20 protein-coding genes are annotated in these 25,545 nt (G+C 62.7%); 14 read left to right on the forward strand and 6 right to left on the reverse strand.

The window, feature by feature from the left end:
- The first annotated feature begins 33 nt into the window (after positions 1-33).
- The gene (locus ACEN8U_RS10735; RefSeq protein WP_310109094.1) at positions 34-2,082 is read left to right on the forward strand and encodes an NAD(+) synthase; all 2,049 of its coding nucleotides are present in this window, start codon (positions 34-36) and stop codon (positions 2,080-2,082) included.
- 124 nt (positions 2,083-2,206) lie between these two features.
- Positions 2,207-2,794 carry a hemerythrin domain-containing protein gene (locus ACEN8U_RS10740; RefSeq protein ID WP_310109096.1) on the forward strand — a complete coding sequence of 196 codons (588 nt, stop codon included), beginning with the start codon at positions 2,207-2,209 and terminating at the stop codon, positions 2,792-2,794.
- Between the two features lie 82 nt (positions 2,795-2,876).
- On the opposite strand, the gene ACEN8U_RS10745 is transcribed toward ACEN8U_RS10740, so the two are convergent.
- On the reverse strand, positions 2,877-5,183 hold the full coding sequence (locus ACEN8U_RS10745; RefSeq protein ID WP_310109099.1) for an FdhF/YdeP family oxidoreductase: 2,307 nt from the start codon (positions 5,181-5,183) through the stop codon (positions 2,877-2,879).
- 229 nt (positions 5,184-5,412) lie between these two features.
- Between ACEN8U_RS10745 and ACEN8U_RS10750 the strand changes: the two genes are divergently transcribed.
- Positions 5,413-6,864 carry a cytochrome ubiquinol oxidase subunit I gene (locus ACEN8U_RS10750; RefSeq protein ID WP_310109102.1) on the forward strand — a complete coding sequence of 484 codons (1,452 nt, stop codon included), beginning with the start codon at positions 5,413-5,415 and terminating at the stop codon, positions 6,862-6,864.
- The gene (cydB, locus tag ACEN8U_RS10755) at positions 6,845-7,861 is read left to right on the forward strand and encodes a cytochrome d ubiquinol oxidase subunit II (protein ID WP_310109103.1); all 1,017 of its coding nucleotides are present in this window, start codon (positions 6,845-6,847) and stop codon (positions 7,859-7,861) included. Before ACEN8U_RS10750 ends, cydB begins: the two co-directional genes overlap by 20 nt.
- A gap of 276 nt (positions 7,862-8,137) precedes the next feature.
- On the opposite strand, the gene ACEN8U_RS10760 is transcribed toward cydB, so the two are convergent.
- On the reverse strand, positions 8,138-10,807 hold the full coding sequence (locus ACEN8U_RS10760) for a membrane-bound PQQ-dependent dehydrogenase, glucose/quinate/shikimate family (protein WP_310109105.1): 2,670 nt from the start codon (positions 10,805-10,807) through the stop codon (positions 8,138-8,140).
- A 164-nt stretch (positions 10,808-10,971) separates the two neighbouring features.
- Between ACEN8U_RS10760 and ACEN8U_RS10765 the strand changes: the two genes are divergently transcribed.
- The 4 genes from ACEN8U_RS10765 to ACEN8U_RS10780 all read left to right on the forward strand — a co-directional run bounded on the left by ACEN8U_RS10765 (position 10,972) and on the right by ACEN8U_RS10780 (position 12,908).
- Positions 10,972-11,388, forward strand: coding sequence for an NUDIX hydrolase (locus tag ACEN8U_RS10765; protein WP_310109106.1), 417 nt, complete (start codon positions 10,972-10,974; stop codon positions 11,386-11,388).
- Between the two features lie 118 nt (positions 11,389-11,506).
- The gene (locus ACEN8U_RS10770; RefSeq protein WP_310109109.1) at positions 11,507-11,734 is read left to right on the forward strand and encodes a hypothetical protein; all 228 of its coding nucleotides are present in this window, start codon (positions 11,507-11,509) and stop codon (positions 11,732-11,734) included.
- A 49-nt stretch (positions 11,735-11,783) separates the two neighbouring features.
- On the forward strand, positions 11,784-12,314 hold the full coding sequence (locus ACEN8U_RS10775; RefSeq protein ID WP_310109112.1) for a hypothetical protein: 531 nt from the start codon (positions 11,784-11,786) through the stop codon (positions 12,312-12,314).
- An 81-nt stretch (positions 12,315-12,395) separates the two neighbouring features.
- Positions 12,396-12,908: a hemerythrin domain-containing protein gene (locus ACEN8U_RS10780; RefSeq protein WP_310109113.1), complete on the forward strand. Its 513-nt coding sequence runs from the start codon at positions 12,396-12,398 to the stop codon at positions 12,906-12,908.
- Positions 12,909-13,031: 123 nt separating this feature from the next.
- Here the strand turns inward: ACEN8U_RS10780 and ACEN8U_RS10785 are convergent, their stop codons facing one another.
- Positions 13,032-13,532 (reverse strand): ferritin-like domain-containing protein, encoded by a 501-nt coding sequence (locus ACEN8U_RS10785; RefSeq protein ID WP_013591835.1) that lies wholly within the window; start codon positions 13,530-13,532, stop codon positions 13,032-13,034.
- A 171-nt stretch (positions 13,533-13,703) separates the two neighbouring features.
- Between ACEN8U_RS10785 and ACEN8U_RS10790 the strand changes: the two genes are divergently transcribed.
- Positions 13,704-14,579 (forward strand): manganese catalase family protein, encoded by an 876-nt coding sequence (locus tag ACEN8U_RS10790; RefSeq protein WP_013591834.1) that lies wholly within the window; start codon positions 13,704-13,706, stop codon positions 14,577-14,579.
- Positions 14,580-14,704: 125 nt separating this feature from the next.
- Here the strand turns inward: ACEN8U_RS10790 and ACEN8U_RS10795 are convergent, their stop codons facing one another.
- Both ACEN8U_RS10795 and ACEN8U_RS10800 read right to left on the reverse strand, forming a co-directional pair.
- Entirely contained in the window at positions 14,705-15,943 is a 1,239-nt protein-coding gene (locus ACEN8U_RS10795) for a phosphatidylserine decarboxylase family protein (RefSeq protein ID WP_310109116.1), read from the reverse strand.
- Positions 15,944-16,030: 87 nt separating this feature from the next.
- Complete coding sequence (locus tag ACEN8U_RS10800) at positions 16,031-17,032, reverse strand: flavodoxin family protein (protein WP_310109633.1); 1,002 nt, start codon at positions 17,030-17,032, stop codon at positions 16,031-16,033.
- Between the two features lie 242 nt (positions 17,033-17,274).
- On the opposite strand from ACEN8U_RS10800, the gene ACEN8U_RS10805 reads away from it, so the two are divergent.
- Complete coding sequence (locus ACEN8U_RS10805) at positions 17,275-17,964, forward strand: PIG-L deacetylase family protein (protein WP_310109634.1); 690 nt, start codon at positions 17,275-17,277, stop codon at positions 17,962-17,964.
- A gap of 97 nt (positions 17,965-18,061) precedes the next feature.
- Entirely contained in the window at positions 18,062-19,006 is a 945-nt protein-coding gene (locus tag ACEN8U_RS10810) for a glycosyltransferase family 2 protein (RefSeq protein ID WP_310109118.1), read from the forward strand.
- A gap of 42 nt (positions 19,007-19,048) precedes the next feature.
- On the opposite strand, the gene ACEN8U_RS10815 is transcribed toward ACEN8U_RS10810, so the two are convergent.
- Entirely contained in the window at positions 19,049-21,736 is a 2,688-nt protein-coding gene (locus tag ACEN8U_RS10815) for an ATP-binding cassette domain-containing protein (RefSeq protein WP_310109121.1), read from the reverse strand.
- A 501-nt stretch (positions 21,737-22,237) separates the two neighbouring features.
- Between ACEN8U_RS10815 and ACEN8U_RS10820 the strand changes: the two genes are divergently transcribed.
- From ACEN8U_RS10820 to waaF, 3 genes are all read left to right on the forward strand, one after another.
- On the forward strand, positions 22,238-23,533 hold the full coding sequence (locus ACEN8U_RS10820) for a glycosyltransferase family 1 protein (RefSeq protein WP_310109123.1): 1,296 nt from the start codon (positions 22,238-22,240) through the stop codon (positions 23,531-23,533).
- Between the two features lie 110 nt (positions 23,534-23,643).
- Positions 23,644-24,264, forward strand: coding sequence for an HAD-IIIA family hydrolase (locus tag ACEN8U_RS10825; protein WP_310109126.1), 621 nt, complete (start codon positions 23,644-23,646; stop codon positions 24,262-24,264).
- Entirely contained in the window at positions 24,261-25,544 is a 1,284-nt protein-coding gene (gene waaF / locus ACEN8U_RS10830) for a lipopolysaccharide heptosyltransferase II (RefSeq protein WP_310109129.1), read from the forward strand. The genes ACEN8U_RS10825 and waaF overlap by 4 nt, the downstream gene beginning before the upstream one ends.
- Position 25,545 lies beyond the last annotated feature (1 nt).

Raw genomic sequence — 25,545 nt, forward strand, 5'->3', positions numbered from 1 at the left:
CGTCCGGCCTCTTCCAACGAGGCGCTGCCCATCATGACGCGATCATTTTTCAACCTATACAGCCACGATTTCGCGCGCGTCGCGGTTGCGGTCCCGGTGTGCCGCGTCGCCGATCCGCAGTTCAACGCGAAAGAAACGCTGCGGCTCGCGCAGGAAGCTGCGCAACAAGGCGCCGTGCTCGTCGTGTTTCCTGAACTCGGCATTTCCGCTTATACGTGCGACGACCTGTTCCATCAGCGCGCGCTGCTCGATGCGTGCGAGACGGCAATCGGCGAGATCGTTGCGGCGTCCACCAATATTCCTGCCGTGCTCGTGATCGGCGCACCGCTGAAAATCGAACACAAGCTCTTCAATTGCGCGCTCGTCATTTCCAACGGCAAACTGTGCGGCGTGGTGCCCAAGAGCTACTTGCCGAACTACGGCGAGTTCTACGAAGCACGCCAATTCAGCGCAGCTGAGAATGCCTCGTCCACACATGTGACGCTGTGCGGACAGCAGGCGCCGTTCAGCGCGTCACTGCTCTTCGACGTTCCCCATGCGCCGCTGTTTCGCTTTCACATTGAAATATGCGAGGACGTGTGGGTTCCGGTGCCGCCTTCTTCGTTCGCCGCGCTGGCGGGCGCGACGGTGCTCGTGAATCTTTCAGCGTCGAACATTGTGATCGGCAAGTCGGCCTACCGGCATCAACTGGTTGGGCAGCAGTCCGCGCGTTGCCTCTCCGCGTATCTCTACTCGTCGGCAGGCCGCGGCGAGTCCACCACCGACCTCGCGTGGGACGGCCAGGCGCTGATTTACGAAAACGGCGAACTGCTGGCGGAATCCGAGCGTTTTCTCGATGCCTCGCACATCATTTACGGCGACGTCGACCTTGAACGCCTATCGCGCGAGCGGATGCGGCAAACCACGTTTGCGCAGTCCACGCGCCGCCACGCCGGCGAGGTCGCCCGGTTCCAGGCGGTCAGCGTGCCGGTGGCGCTGCCGGACACGGAGCATCTCCCGCTCATGCGGGCAATCAACCGCTTTCCCTACGTGCCGTCCAATCCGGCCACGCGCGACGAACGCTGCGCCGAGGTCTACAACATTCAGGTACAGGGGCTGCTGCAGAGGTTGGGCGCGGCCAACATCTCCAAGGTAGTGATCGGCGTTTCCGGCGGGCTCGATTCCACGCAGGCACTGCTCGTCTGCGCGAAAGCGATGGACCGGCTAAAACTGCCGCGCTCGCATATTCTTGGCTACACCATGCCGGGATTCGCGACCAGCAGCCGCACGCTCCAGCAGGCCAAAGATCTGATGCAGGCCGTGGGCTGTTCGATGGAGGAAATCGACATACGTCCAAGCTGCATGCAAATGCTGAAGGATCTGCATCACCCCTTCGCAGCGGGCGAAAAGCAGTACGACGTCACCTTCGAAAACGTTCAGGCAGGCGAGCGTACGAGCCACCTTTTCAGGCTCGCCAATTTTCATCAGGCCATTGTGATCGGCACCGGCGACCTGAGCGAACTGGCGCTCGGATGGTGCACCTACGGCGTCGGCGATCACATGTCGCATTACAGCGTGAACGCGAGCGTGCCGAAGACGCTGATCACGCATCTCGTGCGCTGGGTCGCCGAATCGGGCCAGGTCGGCGAGGCCGGCTCGCATGTGCTGGAGCAGATTCTCGCGACGGAAATCAGCCCCGAACTGGTGCCCGGGAAAGTCGACAAAGTCATCGACCAGAAGACGGAGAGCATTGTCGGCCCGTACGAATTGCAGGACTTCAACCTGTATTACCTGCTGCGCTTCGGCTTCAGTCCGTCGAAAGTCGCGTTTCTTTCGCATAGCGCGTGGGCCGACCGCGAGCGCAGTATCTGGCCGGCAGGAAAAAACGTTACTCGCAACGAATACACCCTGGCCGACATCAAACGCAATCTGGCGATTTTCGCCGAACGCTTTTTCCGCATCAGCCAGTTCAAACGCTCGTGCATTCCCAACGCGCCGAAAGTAGGTTCCGGCGGCTCGCTCTCGCCGCGCGGCGATTGGCGCGCGCCGAGCGATAGCGAGGCCACCGTCTGGCTGCAGGACATCGCCAACATTCCTGATTAGACGAGGCGTTGCAGGAATGCGGAATGCGGTACCTCGCGCATCCGCGAGCGCCCGCATGCTCACTTGCGCATGCCGGCAATCCCCAATACCGACGCGCGGCGCCGCGTCATTCTGGAGAACTGCCATGCCCGATAGCCATTCCTCGATGTCTCCCACCATCACCGCGATGATCCGGCTCGATCATATGCATGTACTCACCGCGTTCCATCGCTACCATGCGGACACTGCATGGTGGCGCAAGCGCGCGATTGTCAATTCCGTCTGCGCCGCGCTCGAAATTCACGCGCAACTGGAAGAAGAGATCTTTTATCCGGCATTGCGCGGCGTGCTGAGCGGCGATCAGACGCTCGACAAGAGCCGCCCCGAACACGACGAAATGCGCGCGACGATTGCGAAGCTGCGCGCAACGGGTCCGGAAGACGCAGCGTATGACGGCCTCTTCCAGCAACTGATGCGCGAAGTCATGCACCATGTCGCCGATGAAGAAACCGTGCTGCTGCCCGCCGCGGAGCGCGCCTTGAAGAGCGAGTTGCGTTCGCTAGGCGCGCAGATGACGCGCCGCAGACTGCAACTTCTCGGCGAACGTCCGCGTGAAATCGCCGTGAATACCGCCGGTACCTTCCCGATTGCGACTTTCCTGCTCGGCTCGCTGCTTGTGATCGGCGCGACGCATTGCCTGCCGAAATCGCGCAGAATGCGCTACGCCGATTAGCGGCGGCGCATGCCACTCGAAGAAGAATTGTCGGGCCGTCGGGGCCCGGCCTGTCGCCCGGCCTTTCGCCGGGCCTTTCGTTTTACGCCGAAGCGCGCACAGCCGGCTTGTCGACGATTCTCACCGGAATCGATTTGGCGCCGGGCACTTTGCTCTCTTCCGCGTAATGCCAAAGCGGCAATAGCGGGTTGCACTCGGGGTAATATCCGGCGATGCAGCCGCGCGGAATGTCGTACGCCTTGACGCTCAATCCATTGACGCGCCGGTCGAAGCCGTCGTCGGCAATGGTCTGCAAGCCGATTTTGTCGCCTTCCGAAAGACCGCTCGCGCTCATATCGTCCTTATTCATCAGCACAACCATGCGTGAGCCTTTCACGCCGCGAAAGCGGTCCTCGAGGCTATAAATCGTCGTATTGAACTGGCTGTCGGAGCGCAGTGTCATGAGCCGCAAGGCGTCCGGTTCACGCTCGGGCATGTCGGGGTCTTCGCCCAGCGCCTTCGGCACGATGAACTCCGCCTTGCCGCTCTTCGTTTTCCATTGCCGCTCGCGCGCAGGCAAAGGCTTGTGAAATCCACCCGGCGTCCACATGCGCTGGTTGAAGTCGCGAAAGATCTCGGGGTACGTCTTCGCGATTTCGTCGCGCACCACCGAATAATCGTCACGCCACGCGTCCCAGTCCACGTTGAAACGAGTGCCCAGCGTCGCCTTCGCAATGCCCGCCACAATGTAAGGCTCGGAGCGAATGTGCTCGCTCGCGGGCTCTGCCACGCCGCGCGAGCCGTGCATGCAGGCGGTGCTGTCCTCCATTGAAACAGCCTGCTCGCCACCTGCCTGCCGGTCGATTTCGATGCGGCTCAGACACGGCAGAATGTACGAAATCTCGCCGTGCACGAGATGGCTGCGGTTGAGTTTCGTCGCAACGTTCACATTGAGCCGCAAACCGCGCCACGCAGGCTCTATGCGCATGCGGTCCGGCACGGAACGCACCAGATTGCCACCCAGATTGAAAACGCCCTTCACCTCGCCTTTCAGCATCGCCTCGAATGCTTCGACCGTATTCAGGCCTTTTTTGCGTGGCGGTTCGAATGAAAACTGACTGGCCAGCTTGTCGAGCGGGGCGAGTTCGGGCTTCTCCGTAATGCCGACCGTGCGCTGACCTTGCACATTCGAGTGACCACGCACCGGAGACGGCCCGGCTCCCGGTTTGCCGATGTTGCCGCGCAAAAATAGCAGATTGCACACCATGCGGACATTCTGTACGCCCAGTCTGTGCTGCGTGAGCCCCATGCCGTAATGAATCATGACGGCGTTGGCTTTCATATATTCGTCGGCGGCAGCTTCGAGTGCCTCGCGCGGCAAGCCGCTCACTTTCTCGATCTCCGCCCATGACGCCTCGCGCGCATAGTTCGCGAACGCCTCATAGCCGGTGGTGTGCTCGCGAATGAAATCGACGTCGATCACGCGCGGCCGCGCCTCTTCGATCGCCAGGTCGTCTGCCGCGATCACCGCCTTGCAGATGCCTAGAATTGCCGCGGTATCGCCGCCAGTCTTCAGCTGATGGTACTGCGTGCTGATCTGCGTGTTGTCCGGCGTGAGCATCTGCACCGGCGACTGCGGATTGGCAAAGCGCACGAGTCCCGGCTCGCGAAGCGGATTGAATGTGATGATCGGCACGCCGCGTTTGCGCGCGTCCTGCAACTGGTGAAGCATGCGCGGACTATTGGTGCCGACATTCTGACCGAAGAAGAACATCAGATCCGTTTTCTCGAAGTCTTCGAGCGTAACGGTGCCGACGCCGACTCCGATCGCCTCCTTCAGGCCGACGCTCGTGCTCTCGTGACACATGTTCGAGCTGTCCGGCAGATTGTTGGTGCCGTACATGCGCGCGAAAAGCTGATACATGTACGACGTTTCGAGCGATGCGCGGCCCGACGCATAGAAAACCACGCTGTCGGGCTCGAGTTGATTCAGCTCGCGCCCGATTTCGTCGAATGCCTGTTGCCATTCCACCTGCACGTACTTGTCGGTGGCGGGATCGTAGCGCAAAGGCGCCGTGAGCCGTCCTGCTTCCTCCAGGTCGTGATCGTGCCATGACAGCAGTTCGGTGACCGTGTGCAGCTGGAAGAACTCCGGCGTCATTCGCTTCGAGGTCAGGTCCCACGCGGTCGCCTTCGCACCGCTTTCGCAGAACTCGAACACGTGCGGGTCGGCCGGCTTGGCCCACGAGCAGCTCACGCACATGAAGCCGTCCGGCTTGTTCTGCTTGCGCAGCGCCGCGCTGTCTTTCACGCCGACATGCTCCTGCGCGAGAATCGTCGTGACCGCCTTCAATGATCCCCACCCTCCGGGGGCGAATGGGTAGTCACGTGTCGTATCCTTTTCTTTCATCGCCGTCTCCTCGCGGTCATCAAGGTATCAGCGGGCAGCAATGCACGTACCTGTTGAATCGACGCGAGCGTACTGCTGACAATCGGGTTACGGCCGCCCTGAGCGACCGTGCCGGGCGCGAGAAATCACGGCGATCAGGCCACGTATTTGCTACCCTTCATGAGCTGCGTTGCAGTGCAAAACGGCCTCCTCCTCCCGCCTCCTTTCAGGTCCTTACTCGAGGTACGCGATGTCACCCTCGGCTGACGCTCTCTTTCTCGCCCGGACGCAATTCGGCTTCACCATCGCCTTTCACATTATTTTCCCGGCGATGTCGATCGGGCTCGCCAGCTATCTCGCGGTCCTGGAAGGCGCATGGCTCGTCACCGGCAAGCCGGTCTATCTGGCGGTATTTCGCTACTGGCTAACCATCTTCGCCGTGGTATTCGGCGTGGGCGTGGTGTCGGGCCTCGTCATGTCGTACGAGTTCGGCACCAACTGGGCGGGCTTTGCCTATCGCGCCGGTCCCATCGTGGGTCCGCTGATGGGCTATGAGGTGCTCACCGCATTTTTCCTCGAGTCCGGCTTTCTCGGCGTGATGCTGTTCGGCATGAAACGCGTCGGCCCGAAGCTGCATTTTCTCGCGACGGCGCTCGTGGCCATCGGCACGTTGACGAGCGCCTTCTGGATTCTCGCCGTCAATTCATGGATGCAGACACCGCAGGGTTTCGCGCTGGTGGACGGCCGCTTTTTTCCCGCCGACTGGTTGAGCATCATCTTCAATCCATCGTTTCCCTATCGGCTCGTGCATATGGTGCTGGCTGCCTACCTGAGCGTGGCATTCATAGTGGGCGCGGTCGGCGCGTGGCACCTGCTGCGCGACGCGAGTAACGAGCCCGCGCGGCTGATGGCTTCCATGGCGCTATGGATGGCGTGCATCGTCGCACCGATCCAGATACTCGCCGGCGACCAGCATGGCGTCAACACACTCAAGCATCAGCCCGCCAAGATCGCGGCGCTGGAAGGCGATTGGGAATCGAAACCCGGGCAGCCGCTCATATTGTTCGGCATGCCAAACATGAAAACGGAAACCACGGACTATGCCGTCGAAATTCCGCATCTGGGCGCGCTGATTCTCACGCACACGTGGAACGGCTCGATTAAAGGCCTGAAAGAGTTTCCGCCTGCCGACCGTCCCTTTTCGCCACTGGTTTTCTGGGCCTTTCGCATCATGGTCGGCCTGGGCGTGCTGATGGCGTTGACCGGCTTTGCGAGTCTCGCACTGCGCGCAAGGCATTCGCTTTACCGCGCACGCTGGCTGCATCGGCTCATGGTTGCAATGGGACCTGCGGGCCTGATTGCGCTGCTGTGCGGCTGGACCGTCACCGAAGTCGGCCGTCAACCGTACACCGTGTACGGCCATTTGCGCACGGTGGACAGCGTGTCGCCCATCGCCGCGCCGGGTGTCGCGACATCGCTCGCGGCATTCGGTGTGGTCTATATGATCGTGTTCGGCGCGGCGATGGTGTTCCTCTTGCGGCTCATGGCGAGGCCGCCGTCGCTCGCCACCGAGGGGCCGGCGAAGGATAAGCCGCATCGCAGTGCGGGCATCACGCCGGGGCCCGCGCAGCGGCAAGCCGTTTCGGCCACCACGGACAACGCTCTTTCACGGGACTCGCGCCATGACCGCCGCCACGATTGATCTGCCGCTCGTCTGGGCCGCCATTCTCGCGTTTGCCGTGCTCGCCTACGTGCTGCTCGACGGTTTCGATCTGGGTGTGGGCATCCTGTTCGCCGTCGAGCGCAATCGCGATGACCGCGATCTGATGGTCAATTCCATCGCGCCGGTCTGGGACGGCAATGAAACATGGCTCGTGCTCGGCGGCGGCGGGCTCTTTGCCGTTTTCCCGCTTGCCTATTCGATCATCCTGCCCGCGCTGTACCCGCCTATCATTGCCATGCTGCTCGCGCTCGTGTTTCGCGGCGTCGCCTTCGAGTTCCGCTTTCGCGCGACAGGCTCGGGCCGCGCGTGGTGGGACGTCGCATTCTTCTCCGGTTCGGCCATGGCCGCGCTCTGCCAGGGGCTGGTGCTGGGCGGACTCCTGCAGGGCATCCATGTGGTGGGCGTGTCCTATTCCGGCGGCTGGTGGGACTGGCTCACCGGTTTCACCGTTTTATGCGGGCTTGCGGTCGTCGTCGGCTATACGCTGCTCGGCGCGTGCTGGCTGATCTGGCGCACCGAAGGCGCGCTGCACGAGCGCTGCCGGCGTCACGCGCGCACGACGGCAGTCGCGGTGCTTGCACTGATCGTGGTCGTCACCCTATGGACGCCGATGTTGCAAGGCGCGCTTGCCGAGCGCTGGTTCCGCTGGCCCGCCGTTGCATTCACGGCACCCGTGCCGGTCCTGCTGGTTCTTCTCGCGGTGGGCTTCTGGCGCAGTCTTTCATCACGGCGTCATGGTCTGCCCTTGCTGTTTGCATACGGCATCTTCGTTCTTTGTTATGCAGGTATCCTGATCAGTCTTTATCCCAATCTCGTGCCGCCCGGCATTTCTTTCCGCGATGCCGCCGCGCCGCACGCGAGCCTGCTGTTTCTTCTCGTAGGCGCCGCGATTACCGTGCCGATGATTCTCGGCTACACGATCTACGCGTACTCCGTCTTCAAAGGCAAGATGCGTCCAGGCGAGGGGTATCACTGACATGTGGCGACGCTTCGCATGGTTTGTGGGCCTATGGGTGCTCGGCGTGGCGACCGTAGGCCTGGCAGCAGGCCTGTTGAAAGCTGTCTTACACGCGGCCACGCACTGATCGGTTCCAAAAAAGGTGAGCCCCTTTGTGTCGGCCGACATGTTTGCTCGCTGACGCGTAACGTTTTCAACTTTTACTTTCATCGACGAGCCAGTTAAAAGCGCGCCGGCCAATGCGAGGGATTCCCGCATTGGCCGGCGCGCTTACTTTCCTGGCGCGGCCGTCTTTCAGGGCAGCGTGTAGGCGATCACATAGTCACCCTGCTTGGTCCCGAGCGAGCCGTGGCCGCCGGCCGTGACGAGCACGTACTGCTTGCCGCTGCTGTCGGCGTACGTCATCGGTGTCGCCTGGCCGCCTGCGGGCAAGCGGGCCTGCCACAAACGGTCGCCGGTGTGCACGTCGTACGCACGCAGATAATAGTCGAGCGTGCCCGAGAGGAAGGCCACGCCGCCCGCCGTCGTGATCATTCCGCCGAGACTCGGCACGCCGAGCGGCATCGGAATCGGCAAGGGCGCGCTGTCGCGGATCGTGCCGTTCTTGTGTTCCCACGCAATCCGGTTGGTGCGCAGATCCACGCCGGCGACATAGCCCCACGGCGGTGCCTGGCACGGAATGCCGAGCGGCGAAAGAAACGCGTTCAACTCGAACCCATACGGCGTGCCCCGCGCGAGCTTGATGCCGCTCGTCTCACTGCCCTTCTTGTCGCCGTTGTCGGACGGAATCTGCGAGCGCGGTATCAGCTTCGACGTGAACGCCATGTAGCTCGGGTTTGCGATGAGTATCTGCCGTACCGGGTCGACCGCCACGCCGCCCCAGTCGAACACCCCGAAATTCCCCGGGAAAACAAGCGATCCCTGCTCGGAAGGCGGCGTAAACATGCCGTCGTAACGCAGCGACTTGAACTTCACGCGGCACCACAATTGGTCGAAAGGATTCGTGCCCCACATGTCGCGTTCGCGCACTTTCGGCGGCTTGAAGTTCAGCGCGGAGAACGGTTGCGTCGGCGACGTATGGTCGCCGCTCGCGGCGCCCTGCGGCACCGGTTCTTCCGTGATGGGCACGATAGGTTTGCCTGTCTCACGGTTCAGCACGTAAATGCTGCCCTGCTTCGTCGATGCAATCAGTGCAGGCTGCACGCCGCTCGCCGTCTGCAGATCGATCAGCGAAGGCTGACCTCCCACGTCCATGTCCCACAGATCGTGGTGCGCGAATTGATAATTCCAGCGCATCTTGCCGGTGGCGAGATCCAGCGCGACGATGCCTGCCGCCACCTTTTCGGAAGCCGGCGTGCGAAGACCGCCCCATTGATCGGGCGTCTGATTGCCGAGCGGCAGATAGACCATGCCGAGCTTCTCGTCGACGCTGAAGACGGACCACATATTCGGCGAATTGCGAACATAGGTCTGATTCGGGCCGATCGGCTGCGTCGCGTCGGGATTGCCTGCGTCCCAATTCCACACGAGGTGGCCGTCATGCACGTCGAACGCGCGAGTGACGCCCGAAGGCTCATTGGTCGATTCGTTATCCGTGACGTGGCCGCTGATAATGACGAGATCGCGCGTGACCGCCGGCGGCGACGTCGAGTAATAACCGCCCGGCGTGAAAGGACCGATGTTCGTGCGCAAGTCAATCTGACCGTTATTGCCGAAATGCGTGCAGGGCTGGCCCGTGTCGGCGTTCAGCGCAATGAGACGCGCATCGGCTGTCGGCAGGAAAATGCGGCGCGGGCACTCGGCGCTCGCGGCCGCGTTGGCTGTCTGCTGCGTCGCTGCGGAAGCTTCACTCGCGGCAATCGTGGCCGATGCGGGTTGCGCGGCGGCAGCCGCGCCGGATGCGCCGGCCTCCGTGCTCGCCGATGCGGTGTCGGCGGAAGACGCCGCAGAAGACGCAGCAGCGGGCGCCGAAGCGGACGTCTCGCTACCCGGCGCTGCTGCGGCTGTCACATTCGAAGCCGCGTTCGCTGCGGAATTCTCGCCGCCGTTTGCCGCCGGGGCCGACGCGCCCGCGGCATTGTCCGCAGCCGCGACCGTCGCATTGGCAGGGTACAGGGCGTCGTCGTGATACGACACGCCGCGACAGGTCATATGTTCCCAGTGCTTGAAACCGACGGGGCTCTGAATATGCGGGTTGTATCGCCACAACTCCTTGCCCGTGGCGGGATCGAGTGCAATGACAATGCTATGGGGCGTGCAGAGGAAGAGTTTGTTGCCGACCTTGATGGGCGTGTTTTCGTCGGTCGTTTCAGTTGGGTCGCCCGGGCCCGGCTTGTCGCCTGTTTCGAACTGCCAGGCAACTTTCAGTTGCCCTGCATTTTGCGGTGTGATTTGCGTGAGCGGCGAGTAGCGCTGGCCGAGCGGCGAGCCGCCATAGTCGGTCCAGTCGCCCGCCTGCCGGTTGGCGTCGCCGGGAAGCGCCGGGCTGGGTGTAGCGGCGGTCGACGCCAGCGTGCCCGGGTGATCGTACGGATGATTGAATGCCGTGCCGATGCCAAGCAACACCGTAATGATGACGGCGGCCGCCAACGGCACGACACCCTCGCGATGCGCGGCCGGCGGTCCGAACACCAGCTTGCGTGTGACGGGCGGCAACAGCAGCCACAACGCGAGCACGAGCCAGACCCACAAACGAGGCAGCAATTGCCAGAAGTCGAAGCGCGCTTCCGTCACGGCCCAGATCGTCGAGCCGAACAGCACGAGGGCAAACAACAAGAGCGCCGAGCGCCTGCGGATGGCGAGCAGCACGCCCGTCAGCGCAATGGCGATCCCCGTGATCACGTAGTACCACGAGCCGCCGAGCGTAACGAGCGGGACTCCGCCCGCGGCTAATGCTAAACCGATAAGGATGAATACGACAGCGGGGACCGCAAGCGCGGGGGGAAACCGATGCGGCTTCGACATGTTCGCCACCTCTACAGACAAAGATTCAAATTGAATTGCAAAAATAGCCCGCCTGGGCAGAGCTGGAAGGCGCTGCCCTGCGAGTAGCATTTGCGGTTCCCGGACCTGCTGGGAGAAGGCATAACGCATGCTTTGTAAGCTCGCATCTACTTGTGCACCCTGTCATGAAGCACCGAGCCACCGTCCTGTGCCTGCGCACCAATCGCATTCTGCTCGTCGCGAGATCGAACGGACGATGGGCGCTGCCCGGCGGCCGCTGCAAGGTCGGCGAATCCGTGTCTGCCGCCGCCATTCGCGAGTTGGTGGAAGAAACGCAACTGGACGATGTCGCGCTCCACTACATTTTTGAATTCTGGGGGGCGCGCACTCGCCACTATGTATTCGCCGCGCGAGTCCCCGAGCATATCGAACCTGTCCCGAGCCATGAAATCAGCCGATGCCGCTGGATCCGCGCGAAAGACATCCATTCCGCATGGGTCAGCGTGTCCACGCGCGGGATCGTTCAGGTACTGCTGGGAAAAAGCAGCCCGGTGGGGCCTGCCCGAAGGTCGAGCCCATTGCGCGTGTTCGAGCGTAGGTGAGTGTGCCTGCGCATGAGTGCGAGAGTGTGCGTCGCGCACGAGTCGGCCTCGTGACACCCGCGTGGCACAAGCGTTGCATAGCCATGCTTGTCGCGTACTTCACTCACGGAGTTTCAAAATGGCAGGAGATAACTCTTTCAAGCCCGGCGAAATCGTCAGGACGTCCGGTATCTATTCAGTAGTTAAAGACGACGGGAAAGACACTTTCGAAGTAACCTGCGTGGAGGGAGAACACTTTCCGCCGACCCGCAGCGGCAAAGGTGCGCACTTCGAGCTCAAGTATGCGGCCACCCACGCGCACCGTCACGGCGAGCTAAAAGGCAGTGAAGCCAGACAGCCCATCTAATCAGAACAGCTGAACTGCCGCGCTTTGCTCAGGCGAGGAGCCGAGAACGGTGCCGAAGACTTCCGCCACGCCTTTCGCGCTCGCCGAACGGGCGATCATCGGCCTGTATGACGGCGGCGTGCTCTCGCCCGCCGTCCTCGAACGGCTACTCGCCGCGTTCGCCACGGCGAAGCCCGACTGGGACACGGAGCCGACCGAGCGCACCGTCGACGGACGGTCGCTTCATGAAGTCGTTGCCCTCACCATGTTGCCTGGGGAATCGCTGCGCGCGGCGCACAAGTCGTTTGCATCCGTCATCGAGCATATCGCCGGCGCGGCTGAAACAACCGGGGCAAGCCGCCAGTCGAGCGAGGTCGAAAATGAGGAAGACGAAGAGCCGCCCGCTGTAGACGACGACAGCGACGAACTGGCGAGGCAATTGTCCGGCGGCCAGCAAGGTAAGTCAGCGAAGCGCCGAAGCAGCGCCGCAAAGACGAAAGACGCCAGCACATCCGCACGAAAACCCGCACAAAAACCGACGCGATCAGCCGCGTTCAATCCGCTCGTCAACGCAGCGGCCCCGCGCAAGAGCAGGAGCTGAGCCGCCTGCGAACGGGCACGGTGTTTGCGGTGCCTCTCTCAAACGTGCCGCCGCGCGGCGGCGTTCAACATGGAGAGCGACATGCCAGAAAAACAACCGACCCCTAACACCGACGACGCACTCGAACTGCTCACGGCGGATCATCGCGCGGTCGAACGGCTTTTCACCGCATTCAAGGAAGCCCGGGAAGACGACCTCGAAGCCAAGGCCACGCTCGCGCAACGCGCCTGCGAAGAACTGACCATTCACACCATCATCGAAGAAGAACTGCTTTATCCCGCCGCGAGCGAAGCGCTGCCTTCAAGCGATGTGGTCGACGTGGAAGAAGCCTACGTCGAGCACTTTCTCGTGAAAACGCTGATCAGCAAGTTCGAAACGCTGAAGGCGGGCGACAAGGGTTTTGACGCGACCTTCAAGGTCATGAGCGAAATGGTGCAACACCACGTCGAGGAAGAAGAGAGCGAGTTGTTCCCTGAATTGCGCAAAGCCAATCTGGACTCAAAGTCGCTTGGCCAGAAAATCGCGAAGCGAAAAATGGAACTGCAAAGCAAGCTGGATCAGGTGGGAAGCCGCGCCGTCGGCGACAAAACCTGATGCCTCTTCCGGCTGCGCGCCCGTGCGCGATGCATGGCCCGTCGCCCGCTCAAATAACCGCATGGACACCCGCCCTCAAACGGGGCGGGCTTCTCTATATCAACACGTCAACATCCGGTCCACTCACTTCTGCTGTTTAGCCTTTTCGTTGCCGGCACGTTCGGCAAATTCGGTGAGCTTGAGATCCGTCGCCTTTTCTTCTTCTAATGTTTCCTTCAGCAGATTCACGGCTTCGGTAAAGCCCAGTTGCTTGCCGATTGCGCAGAGGCTGCCATATGCCGCGATCTCGTAGTGCTCGACCTTTTGCGCGGCGGCGACGAGACCCGCATCGAGTACCGGGCCTTTTTCCATTTCGTCGATGAGTTCCTGCCCTTCTTCGATCAGGCCTTCCATCGCGACGCACTTCATTCTTTTCAACCTCACGCCACTCGTTTCTACAACCTTATCGATTCTTTCCACCTGTCCCTGCGTTTCCTCCAGGTGAATCTTGAATGCCTCGCTCAGTTGCGGATCGGATGCGGCACGCGAGAGCTTCGCCAATGCTTTGGTCAATTGCTTTTCCGCGCTGTAGATATCCGACAGCATGTGAACGAACAGATCGTCGATAGTCTTTCGCTGTGTCATATGCAACTCCCAAAGGGGGTGGTCAGGAGCCTTGCATCGCGCAACGGATGTGCCCGCCAAAACCGGCACATGCCTCGCAGATCGTAGCGCTTCGCATTCGCACCGGGTACGGCGCATGCGCAGACAGCCGTGCAGTCCGAAGCTTTCCAACCATACTCAACGGAGAAGCCAATGTTCGTTCACAACAAGCGACTTCAATACACCGTGCGTGTCGCAGCGCCCAATCCGGGCCTTGCCAATCTGATGCTCGAGCAATTCGGCGGGCCGCAGGGCGAGCTGGCGGCCGCGTGCCGGTACTTCACTCAGGCCGTTGCCGAAGACGACCCGGGCCGCAAGGATATGCTGTTCGACATTGCCACGGAAGAACTGAGCCATCTGGAAGTCATCGGCTCGATCGTCGCGATGTTGAACAAGGGCGCCAAAGGCCAGTTGGCCGAGGGCGTCGAGCAGGAGGCCGAGTTGTATCGATCGCTGACAGGCGGCGGCAACGATTCGCACACCACCGCGCTCTTGTACGGCGGCGGACCTGCGCTCACCAACTCCGCAGGCGTGCCGTGGACCGCGGCGTATATCGACACGATCGGCGAGCCGACCGCCGACCTGCGCTCGAATATCGCGGCTGAAGCGCGCGCCAAGATCGTCTATGAACGCCTGCTGAACCTGACCGACGATCCCGGTATCAAGGAAGCACTCGGCTTTCTGATGACGCGCGAAATTGCGCACCAGAAGTCGTTCGAAAAAGCACTGCATTCCATCCAGCCGAACTTCCCGCAGGGCAAGCTGCCGGGCGTTCCGGAATTTACCAACGTGTACTACAACATGTCGGCCGGCGAAGGCGATGCGCGCGGCCCATGGAACGAAGGGCCGGAATGGGAATTTGTGGAAGCGCCGCAACCGGCGGTGGACGGCGGTGACGGCCTGCCGTCTGTCAACGTGACGCAGGCGGATGTCGAAGTACTCGGCGCGCTGGCTTCTCGCACTGCGTCCGACGCTACGACGGATCCCGTGACGGGGGCGGATCTCGGCTCGGGCAAGCAACCCGGCTAACTTCTTAGCCACTGCTTGTCGGGACTTCGCTTATAAAGATCGCCGCGGAGCGCGTTGCACTCCGCGTGATCTGAACGTCGGGCACGCCCTTTTGTGAACGGCTAACCAGCGAGATTGAGGCCGCGCTACCTAGCCGTCGCGACATGCGTTTTCACTTTGATTGCCGGCGCATTGTCGAATGGAGGCTGCGGAACGAAACCGCGCATCACGCCCGGTTCGAACACGAGGCAGCAGGTCGAGCCGCCGTACTGGAAGTAGCCGATTTCGTCGCCCTTTGCGACGCGTTGTCCGGGCAGCGCTTCAATGATGCACGACGACACATCGGCCATGCCGACAAACACGCAGCCGACCTGACCGACAGCGGGATCGTCGCTTTCGATCACGATCACCGCGCGCGCTGCGAGCGCGGTGATGTAGCCCTGCGAGTCATTGAGACCGCCTGCGTCGCGGCCTTCCGCGTCGGTATCGGAATAGTAGGTGCCGTCCAGTGCGTAGGCTTTTTTGATGACACCGTTTATGGGCGCATGCCAGCGGTGATAATCGAATGCACTCAGATAGCACTGGTAAATCGAACCGCCGACAAAACGCTGCGCGAGCTCGCGCTGGCTGGCTGAAAACATGTCCAGCAGCGAATAGGGCTGTGCCTTGATCCAGAAGCTGTCGGTCAGTTTGACATCTGTCTGGATGTTATACCGAGCCGCCTCACAGGGGCTCACGATGATCTTGTCGTTATCCGGCTGGTCCACCGGCCGCGCGCCATCGCGAAAACGGCGCGTGAAAAAGTCGTTCCATGAAAGAAAGCCCCAGTAGGGTTTGTCCGGCTCGCACACGAACTGCGAGAAGCCGATCTTCCTGTCCGCCTCGGGCGAAAACCAGCCGTTCGGCGACGACGTGTTCAGATGTTCGCGCGAATGCGGCCCGCTCAGAAACGCACACCAGCAGTTCAGCACCTGCTTGATCTGCTGATTGAAGGCGGCGTCGCGAAAGAGCGCATAGCCGGAGGGCATGCACATCGGCCAGTCGAGCACCGCATTCAACGGGCAGTGAATCAGACTGGTTTCGCTGAACGGCGGCGCGTAGGTCATCAGATAGTCGACGATGTCCATCAACTCGCCTATCGACGAATAGCCGAGTACATAGCCTTCGTCGCGTGCCTGGTTGATGGCCCGCGTCATATTCATGCGCAGCACGGGATCGCCGTCCAGGAGCGCGGCGAGCTGTTCCACCGCTGCCGTGCGCGGCGCGTGCGCCGCGCGGGCACGCGCTTTTTCGGCCAGGTCCGTGCGATATCGCGCGAGATGTTCTTCGCTGTTCGGCAGCCAGCCACCAAGCCGGCGCCGTTCGGCCGCTTCCTTGTCTGTCATGCTTGTCCTTCACTCTTGCGTTTAAATCATTAATGAAAAACCACGGCGATTCCTTACACGAGGATCGCCCCGCAGTGCGGCACTCGACTATTTCGCACGCGGCGTGTGCAATGCGTCGCCGGGCTGCTTGTAGCCGCCGCGGATCTGATCGACGCATTCAGCCACCGCCTTGGCTACGTTGACGACCTCCTGCTGCATGTCCTCGTCGCGGTCGAGCGCCGCGTGGCTCGTCGCGTAGGGCTCGTAGTAGCCAATAAAGCGATCGAGCTGCGAGTTCTGACCAGACTCGATCAATCCCATCCAGCCGAGCCAGTCGGCGAGCGCGCGGCGCGATCCTTCAATCCCTGCCACGTCGCCGTGCACCACCACGCCATAGGCGCGGCCCGCGAGGTGCTTCGGATAATCCCATCCCGCCAGTTCGATGTGCTTCGCCTCCTCAGGCGTCTTGCCGTGCGTGGAGGTGGGATCGGGATTGCCGCCGTCCGCGCAAACGAGACGATCCATCAGCAGTTTCAGCGGGCTCGTGACCTGATACCAGTAGACCGGCGTGACGAAAATCACCCCGTGCGCGGCCGCAAAGCGCTCATAGATCTCGTTCATCCAGTCGTTGACGAGGCCGAGCGAATGATTCGGGTAGCAACTGCATGGCCAGTGGCAAAGCGGCATCGCGGTCGAAACACATCCCTTGCAGGGATGGATATGCAAATCGCGGTCGGAATTCAGGCGCGACAGGTCGAGCAGGTCGACGTCGAACGCAAGCCGCTCCAGCACACCCTGCGCGATCTTCGCGAGCCGGTAGCTTTTCGACATTTCGCTGGGGCACGTATAGTCGTTTCGCGACGACGCATTCACGATCAACACACGCGAACGGGTAGCCGGGTCGCGTTGCCGGCTTTGTGCAGCCTTGATGCGCTCGCTCGCCGCGCGCCATTCGACCGACAGATCGTAATCGGGATCGGCATAACCCGCGCCGGCTTTCGCCGTGATGGGCGCTTTACGCGAATGCGAATAGGCGTCCCACGCAATGGCTTCGAGCCTCGCGAGCGCTTCATCTTCAGCGCGAAATGCCGGATCGTAGAAGCGCGCCATGAAGCGCTCGCGAAACACTTCACGCGAAAGTTGCTCGGTGACCTGCCCTCTGCGAACTTCAACGGGCACGGCTGCTATAGAAGGCTTCTTCGCTTCGCTCACGAGATGTCATGCGTAAAACGGTATGGCCTCCAGCAAGCAAGGCGCATTCCTTGCGGCATGAGAAATCGACGCAGACGCCAGGTCCGTCTCTTGCTCATTACATCGTTTGCCTTTCTTTCGAATAAATCCATCACGAAATGATGCAATCACACGCGCGCCTGCTCGTCGTTTCCCCGCACCTGGACGATGCAGTATTGAGCTGCGGACTGCTACTCACCGCTAATCCGTCCGCCATTGTCTGCACGGTTTTCACGGCGCCACCGCGCGAAAATATGTCTACTGACTGGGACCGCCAGGCAGGCTTCAACGACGCATTCGAAGCCATGAGTGCCCGCCGGCAGGAGGACACCGAAGCGCTTCAAATGCTCCACGCACAGCCCATTCATTTGCCATTTCGCGACGCGCAGTACCGCGACACGCCTGCGCCCGAGGCATTGACCGAAGCACTCCGCCACACGCTCCTCGCGCACACACCCGACAAGGTGCTGATCCCGCTCGGCCTCTTTCATTCGGATCACACGCTCGTATCCGATGCCTGTCTTTCGCTCATCACCGAGATGCGCGGCATGGCCTTTCATGCCTATGAAGATGTCCCGTACAGAAAAATGGAACAGGCCGTTCAAGAACGCATTGAAGAACTGAGGAATCGCGGCTACGTGCTGACACCCGCAGAGGATTTGCCCGCCACCACGCGCGAATCCGCTTCGCATGAACAGATGAAACGCGAAGCCATCGCCGCCTACGCGAGCCAGTTGCGCGCATTTGGTCCCGACGCCGAAACAAGGCTCTATTCGACGGAAAAGTACTGGGAGCTGAAGCAGGCCCACTAACGGGACCAGTAAGCCGGACCAACGTGAAGCCAGTTGAAAGCGAACGGCACATCGTTTGCTTGACCCGGGCATCGTCTCATTGAGAACAAATAACAGCATGGAAAAAAAACCGCTGTCCCGGCGCATTTCGGTCGTCGTTCTGACACACAACCGCGCCGACGAGCTTGTGGCCACTCTCGAGCGCTTACTCGCCCTTCCGGAAAACCCGCCGATTTTCGTCGCGGATAACGGCTCGAACGACAACACCGTCGCGCTGGTGAAGACGCTTTTTCCGACCGTATGCATCGTCGAATGCGCGGCGAATCTCGGCGCGGCGGGACGCAATCGCGCCGCGGCCTGCGTCGGCACCGACTACGTCGCTTTCTGCGACGACGACACCTGGTGGGAACCAGGCTCACTCGAACGCGCGGTGCAGTTGCTCGATGCATGGCCCAATGTCGGCATATTGAGCGGGCGCGTCGTGGTCGGCGAAGATAAGGTCACCGACCCGATGTGCTCGGTGATGCGCGCGAGCCCGCTTGGCAGCGAAGGGCTGCCCGGCCCGGCGCTGATCGGCTACATGGCGGGCGCGTGCGTGTTTCGCACGGCCCTGTTCCGCGAGTTGGGCGGCTACGAGCCGCGGCTATTCATCGGCGGTGAAGAAGAACTGGTGGCGCTCGATGTGCTCGCCTCCGGGCACGCCATTGTCTATTGCGATCAATTGACCGTGCATCATCATCCTTCGCCGTCGCGAGACAGCGCATTGCGGCGCCGCACCCTTGCACGGAATGCGGCGTGGATCGCATGGCTGCGTCTGCCCTGGCCCGAAGCGTGCCGCGCCACGGCGCAGGCACTCGCCACCTTCTCACGCGAAGGCACACTGGCCCGCGACGGCCTCCCTCTCCTGCGCGGCCTTGCATGGGCATGGAGAAACCGCAAGCCTGTGCCACCTCATGTGCTGAATCTGCGCGAACGCGTGAGAAGCGGCGAACGACAGATGGCAGCGCCCGCACAAGGTGCTCGCGCAGAACCTGCAGTGAGCAAGGCGGACGCGCGCACGTGAACCGCGAGCGCCATCTGCCCCTGCTGCAACTGCATTAAAGCATTACACGCCGGTGCGCGCAGACGCCATTGCAAGATTGCGAATTTCGCCGATCAGCTTTTCAGGTGCAACCGGCTTCGTCAAATGCGCCTGAAAGCCAGCCATTTTCGCGCGCATGCGGTCTTCGCCCTGCGCGTAGCCGGTCAAGGCAATGGCCGGCACGCGGTCCTGCAACGGCAACTGGCGCTCGGCTTCGAGCCGCCGTAAACGGCGCAGCACGTCGTAGCCGTCTTCATCGTCGGCAAGCACGATGTCGCATAGCAGCGCATGCGGCCATTGCGCCGTCGGCGTGCGCGCGAGCCAGTCCAACGCCGCCTTGCCCGACGACGCGGTTTGCACGCGCGCGCCGCTCGACGTGAGCACGGCTTCCAGCGCGTCCAGCGCGTCTTCCTGATCGTCGATCGCCATCACGAAGAGGCCTTCGAGCGGCGCCGCGCCGTCGACGTCGGCGGCGGGGGCCGCGACTTCCGTGCGGGTCGAACCGGCATCGGCCACGGGACGCAGCGGCAACATGGCCACATACGCGAGCCGGCCGTTGAGCGGCATCAGCGTGAAGCTGCCGCCGGCGGCGGAGAGCGCGTCTTCCATATAGCGCGCCGCTGCTTGCGACAATTCGGCGGGCTTCTCGCCCATGCCGAGCACGGTCACCCACACCTGATTGTTATGCCGCTCGACGCGCAATTCGATGCGCTGCCCCGGCTTCGCGTGCACGATCTCATTGCGGCACAACTCGGCGATCAGCGGTTGCAGCACACTCGGGTCGCCGGTCACGCGCAGGTCGTTGTCGCTGATCTGCGGATACAAGGTCACGCGCTGCGCCGCAATCTCGTCGTGCAACGCGTCGATAACACCCGCCATCAGCGCCGCGAGACTGACCGACTGCGCCGTGAGCTTGCGCTGCGCGTGCTCCAACTCGCCCTGCTGCCATTGCAGGGACCACATCTTCGCGTACACGCCCTCACGCGCGAGCAGTTCGCGATGCGTGCCCTGCTCGACCACGCGCCCATGTTCCATCACAAGAATCCAGTCGGCGTCGACCACGGTCGACAGACGATGCGCGATCACAATCGACGTGCGGCCCTGCGCGAGACGCGTCAACTCCGTTCGTATCGCACGCTCCGAGCGGGTGTCGAGCGCGGACGTCGCCTCGTCGAAGACGATGATGCGCGGATCCTTCAGAATGGCGCGCGCAATTGCAATGCGCTGGCGCTCGCCGCCCGAAAGCCGCACGCCGCGTTCGCCGACGCGCGTGTCGTAATGATCCGGCAGTCGTTCGATGAATTCATCCAGCTGCGCAGCGCGTGCCGCCCGCACGACATCCGCGCGCGTGGCCGACGGCCGGCCATAGGCGATGTTGTACGCAATGGTGTCGTTGAACAGCACCGTATCCTGCGGCACGATGCCGATGGCTTCGCGCAGGCTCTTCTGCGTCACCTGCCCGATGTCCTGCCCGTCGATGCGAATCGTCCCGCTGGTCGGCTGATACAGGCGAAACAGCAGCTTCACGAGCGTGGACTTGCCGGAGCCGCTGCCGCCGACTATCGCGAGCGTCTTGCCCGGATATGCATGAAAATCGACGTCGCGCAGAATCTGCCGCGCTGGGTCGTAGCCGAAATCCACGTGCTCGAAAGAGATCTGCCCGGCGCTCACCATCAGCGGTTTCGCGGCCGGCTCGTCGATATCTTCGCCCACGCGCCCGCGCGCCGAGAGTATCTCGAACATGCGCTCGACGTTCACCATCGCGTCGTTGGTCTCGCGGAACACGAAGCCGAGCGTATTGAGCGGCATGCAGATCTGGATGATGTAGGCGTTCACCAGAATCAGATCGCCCACGGTCATGCTGCCCGCCACCACATGCTGCGCGGCCAGCAGCATGATTGCGCCAATGCCGAACGCGATCACCGCGCTTTGTCCGACGTGCAACGCCGTCAGCGCACGCTGGTTAGCGGTTCTCGCATGCACCCACTTTTCCAGCACGGCTGAAAGGCGTTGCGTTTCCGTCTCTTCGGTGGCGAAGTATTTGACGGTGTCGTAATTGAGCAGGCTATCGACGAGCCGGCCGTCCGACTGTGCCTCCAGCGCATTGACCGCGCGCTGGAACCCGACCCGCCGCCGCGTGAAGATGAACGTATACACCCCATAGCAGACGAAGGTCGCGGCAATCGCGATCATGAATTCGCGCGCGTAGTTGTGGACCATGATCGCGACAATGGTGACGATCTCGAACGCGGTCGGCACGATCGTGAACAGCGCGACGCCGAGCAGAAAGCCGATACCGTCGGCGCCTTTCTGCACATCGCGCACGATGGCGCCGGTCTCGCGCTTCGCATGAAAACGCGCACTCATGCGATGCAGATGCGCGAAGGTCCGCTCGGTAAAAGCCGCGACCGTACGCTGCGTGACGATGCTGAACACCACGTCGCGCGCTTCGTTCAACGCATCGCCGAGAAAACGCAGCAACGCATAGGTCAGAACGAGAAACACGGGAAACAGCGCCTGCGCAACGGGGTGCCCCAATTCGTCGACCACATGCTTGAGCACGAGCGGCATCAGCACGGTCGAGAGCTTGGCCGACACCATCAGCAGCAAGGCGGCGAGCGTCTGGTTGCGATAGCGCCAGACCGCGCGCATGAGGTCGGCGGCAATGCGGCGGGTCAACTGGGAACGGGGCAGCGTGGCGGGGTTCGGCATGGGGTCCCTGTGAGGCCGCCGCAGCGCGAGCTGCTGGCGGACGTTAGATTCCACAACGCGATTCGCGAGGCGGCGCGACGCTCGGCGCGACACGTCGATAGGCGTCGAAGAGGTTCGACTGTGCGCCGAGGCCAGTCATGAGCAAGCGCTACGCCCGCTGTCCGACAAAAGTTAGCACACGCGGCAGGTGAACGACAGGCTTCATTCCCCTCGCATCGCAGAGAAAAAAATTCGCGCTTTTCCCCGAAGTGCTACTCCAATTTACATGGCAGCGTGTAGAAAAAGGGAACGCCACACCGCTTCTCGCGCGATAAAAAGGGAACGCTACAGCGCTTCTCCGTACCCACCGCCACATTAACGCTCGCGCGGCGCCTTGACACGCATAGGCACACCGCATGCTGTCGCCAGGTAACAGCGTCGTATCGCGCGAAATTGCATAAGCGTGCTCAGCAAAGCGCGCGAGACACGCCCTGCCAATGCCTATCTCGCGAAGGAATGTCAATGAAGATCGCCCTCATCAGTGAACACGCCTCGCCCCTCGCCGTCGCCGGAGGCGTCGACAGCGGAGGACAAAACATTTACGTCGCGAACGTTGCGCGTGAACTCACAGAGATGGGCCATCAAGTGGATGTGTTCACGCGGCGCGATCGCGCGCTCCTGCCGCTCGTCTCGGACATGGAGGGCGTGCGCGTCATCCACGTTCCGGCGGGGCCGCCGATGCAGTTGCCGAAAGAACAGCTGCTGCCCTTCATGGACGAATTCGCCGCATTCCTGATCGAGTTCTTCCGCCGCGAGAAGAAGCCGTACGATGTGATGCACGCCAATTTCTTCATGTCGGGCCTCGCGGCCATGAAGGTGAAAGCGGCGCTCGGTGTGCCGCTCGTCACGACGTTTCATGCGCTCGGCCGCGTGCGCCGCATTCATCAGGGCGCGAACGACGGCTTTCCCGACGAGCGTTTCGCGATCGAAGACGACCTCGTCGCGCAATCCGACGTGGTGATCGCCGAATGTCCGCAGGACGAAGCCGATCTGATCGAGCATTACCAGGCCGATCCCGCGCGTATCCAGACCGTGCCGTGCGGTTTCGACGCCGACGAGTTTCATCCGATGGATCGCGCCGCTGCGCGCGAAGCGCTCGGCTGGCAGCAGGATCAGTTCACCGTGCTGCAACTCGGCCGCCTTGTCGAGCGCAAGGGCATCGACAACGTCGTGCGCGGTGTGGGCGTGCTGAAGAAGGCGTTCGGCGCTTCCGCGCAACTTTACGTGGTGGGCGGCAACTCGGACGCGCCGAATGAAAAGGCCACGCCGGAAATCGCGCGCCTGCGCGGCATTGCGCGCGAATGCGGCGTGGCCGAGCAGACCCACTTCGTCGGGCGGCGCGGGCGGGCGCAACTGCGCTACTTCTACAGCGCCGCCGACGTGTTCGTGACCACGCCGTGGTATGAGCCGTTCGGCATCACGCCCGTCGAGGCAATGGCATGCGGCACGCCGGTAATCGGCGCGGACGTCGGCGGAATCCGCTATTCGGTGGCCGACGGCATCACCGGCTTTCTCGTGCCGCCGCGCGATCCGGCCGCGCTCGCTGCGCGCCTCGACCAGCTGCGGCGCGATCCGGCGCTAGCGCGCCGGATGGGCGAAGCAGGTCTGGAGCGCGCGCGCCAGCACTTCACGTGGCGCGGCGTGGGCGAAGCACTTGCGCAGATCTATATGCGCACCGCCCGGCTCGTGCCCGCCAAAACCGCGGAAGAACGCGTGGAGGTACGAATGCGCGCGGCAGCCGGCGCCGCGTTCCGGTAGCACGCCACGCGTCATTGCAGCGCCAGCCAGCGCAGCCTGTTTCGTCACGCCGGGGTGGACGCACCGTCCGCCTCCGGCGAATCGTCCACGTTTTCGGCACCGTCCCCATCATGTTGCAACCCGCGGTTTTTCTCGACAAAGACGGCACGCTGCTCGACGACGTGCCCTACAACATCGAGCCAACGCTCATGCGCCTCGCCCCCGGCGCGCGCGAAGCGTTGACGCTGCTCGCGAGCCAGCCGTTTGCGCTCTTCGTGATCAGCAATCAGCCCGGCGTCGCGCTCGGCAAGTTTCAGCGCGCGGCGTTAAAGGACGTCGAGGCCGAGCTCGCGCGAATGTTCGCCGAATGCGGCGCGACGCTTTCGGGCGCGTACTGGTGCCCACATCATCCCGAGGGCAGCGTGGCGCCGTATGCGACCGCCTGCGACTGCCGCAAGCCGGCGCCCGGCCTGCTGCTGCGCGCGGCTCGCGAGCATCGGCTGGATCTCGCGCGCAGCTGGTTTATCGGCGACATTCTCGACGATGTCGAAGCGGGCAATCGCGCCGGATGCCGCACGATTCTGCTCGACAACGGCCACGAGACCGAGTGGATCGAGGGGCCGCAGCGCGTGCCGGCCGCGCGCGCCGCCGACCTGCACGAGGCTGCGCAGATTGTCGTGCGCCAAGCCGAAGCCGCCCATGGGGAAGCCGCGTCGCGGCCCGCACCCGCCGGCGAGGAAGCCGCTCAATGAACGCGCCGCTTCTCATCGCTCAACCCACGCTCGCTCACGCTCGCGTGCCCGACAGCCCGCAGCTAGCGCAGTGGGGCGAGGACATCAAGCGGATTCTGTGCGTGCGGCTCGACAACCTCGGCGACGTATTGATGACCACGCCCGCGCTGCACGCGTTGCGCGAGTCCGGGCCGGGCCGCCATATCACGCTGCTCGCGTCGCGCAGCGGCGTGGCGCTCGCGCCCTATCTCGACGATGTCGACGACGTCATCGAATACGAAGCGCCGTGGGTCGCGAGTCCGGCCGCGAGTTCGCGCTCGCTCGCCGACGATCAACGCATGCAGGAACGCCTGCGGCACGGCGGCTTCGACGCGGCCGTGATCTTCACCGTGTACAGCCAGAGCCCGCTGCCCGCCGCCATGCTGTGCTATCTCGCGGGCATTCCGCGGCGACTCGCGCATTGCCGCGAGAATCCGTATGCATTGCTCACCGACTGGTTGCGTGAACCCGAGCCGCAACAGCGCACGCGTCATGAAGTGGAGCGTCAGCTCGATCTCGTGCGCCAGGTCGGCGCGCAAGCGCCCGACACCCGCATGCGTTTCGCGGTGCGCGAGACCGATCGGCGCAGCCTGGCACAGCAACTCGCCGCACGCGGCCTACACGTCGACGTGGACAAAAGCCCGCGCTGCATCGTGCTGCACCCGGGTGCAACCGCCGCCTCGCGCCGTTATCCGCCGGAGCGCTTCGGCCAGGTGGCGACGCGGCTCGCCACAGAGACGGGCGCGCCCATTCTGATTACCGGCAGCGCGAGCGAACGCGCCCTCGCGCAAGCCGTGATTGCCGCCGCCGCGCCGCGTGTTCGCGCGCAACTGCACGACATGAGCGGTGCGCTCTCGCTCGGCGAACTGGCGGCATTGATCGAACACGCCAGCGTGCTGGTGTCGAATAACAGCGGGCCGGTGCATCTCGCTTCCGCGCTCGCGACGCCGGTGGTCGATCTGTATGCACTGACAAATCCGCAGCACACGCCGTGGCAAACGCCGCATCGCGTGCTGTTTCGCGATGTCGAATGCCGCTGGTGTTATCGCAGCGTGTGTCCGCAGCATCATCATGCGTGCCTGCTCGGCGTCACGCCCGCCGAGGTCGTGACTGCCGCGCTCGAGTTGCGCGCCGAGGCGCAGCCGCGCGCCGCGTCCGCGCGCGAACGCGCGCACTGTTCTTCCGCATCTTCCTATAACGAATCCCACGCCCACCCCAGCGACGCGGCGCCGCCGCTCGCCGATCAGCCGGTGGTGCCCTGAC

Origin of the sequence: Paraburkholderia phenoliruptrix (genome assembly GCF_047325075.1) — a bacterium.
GTDB classification, from domain to species: Bacteria; Pseudomonadota; Gammaproteobacteria; order Burkholderiales; family Burkholderiaceae; genus Paraburkholderia; species Paraburkholderia phenoliruptrix.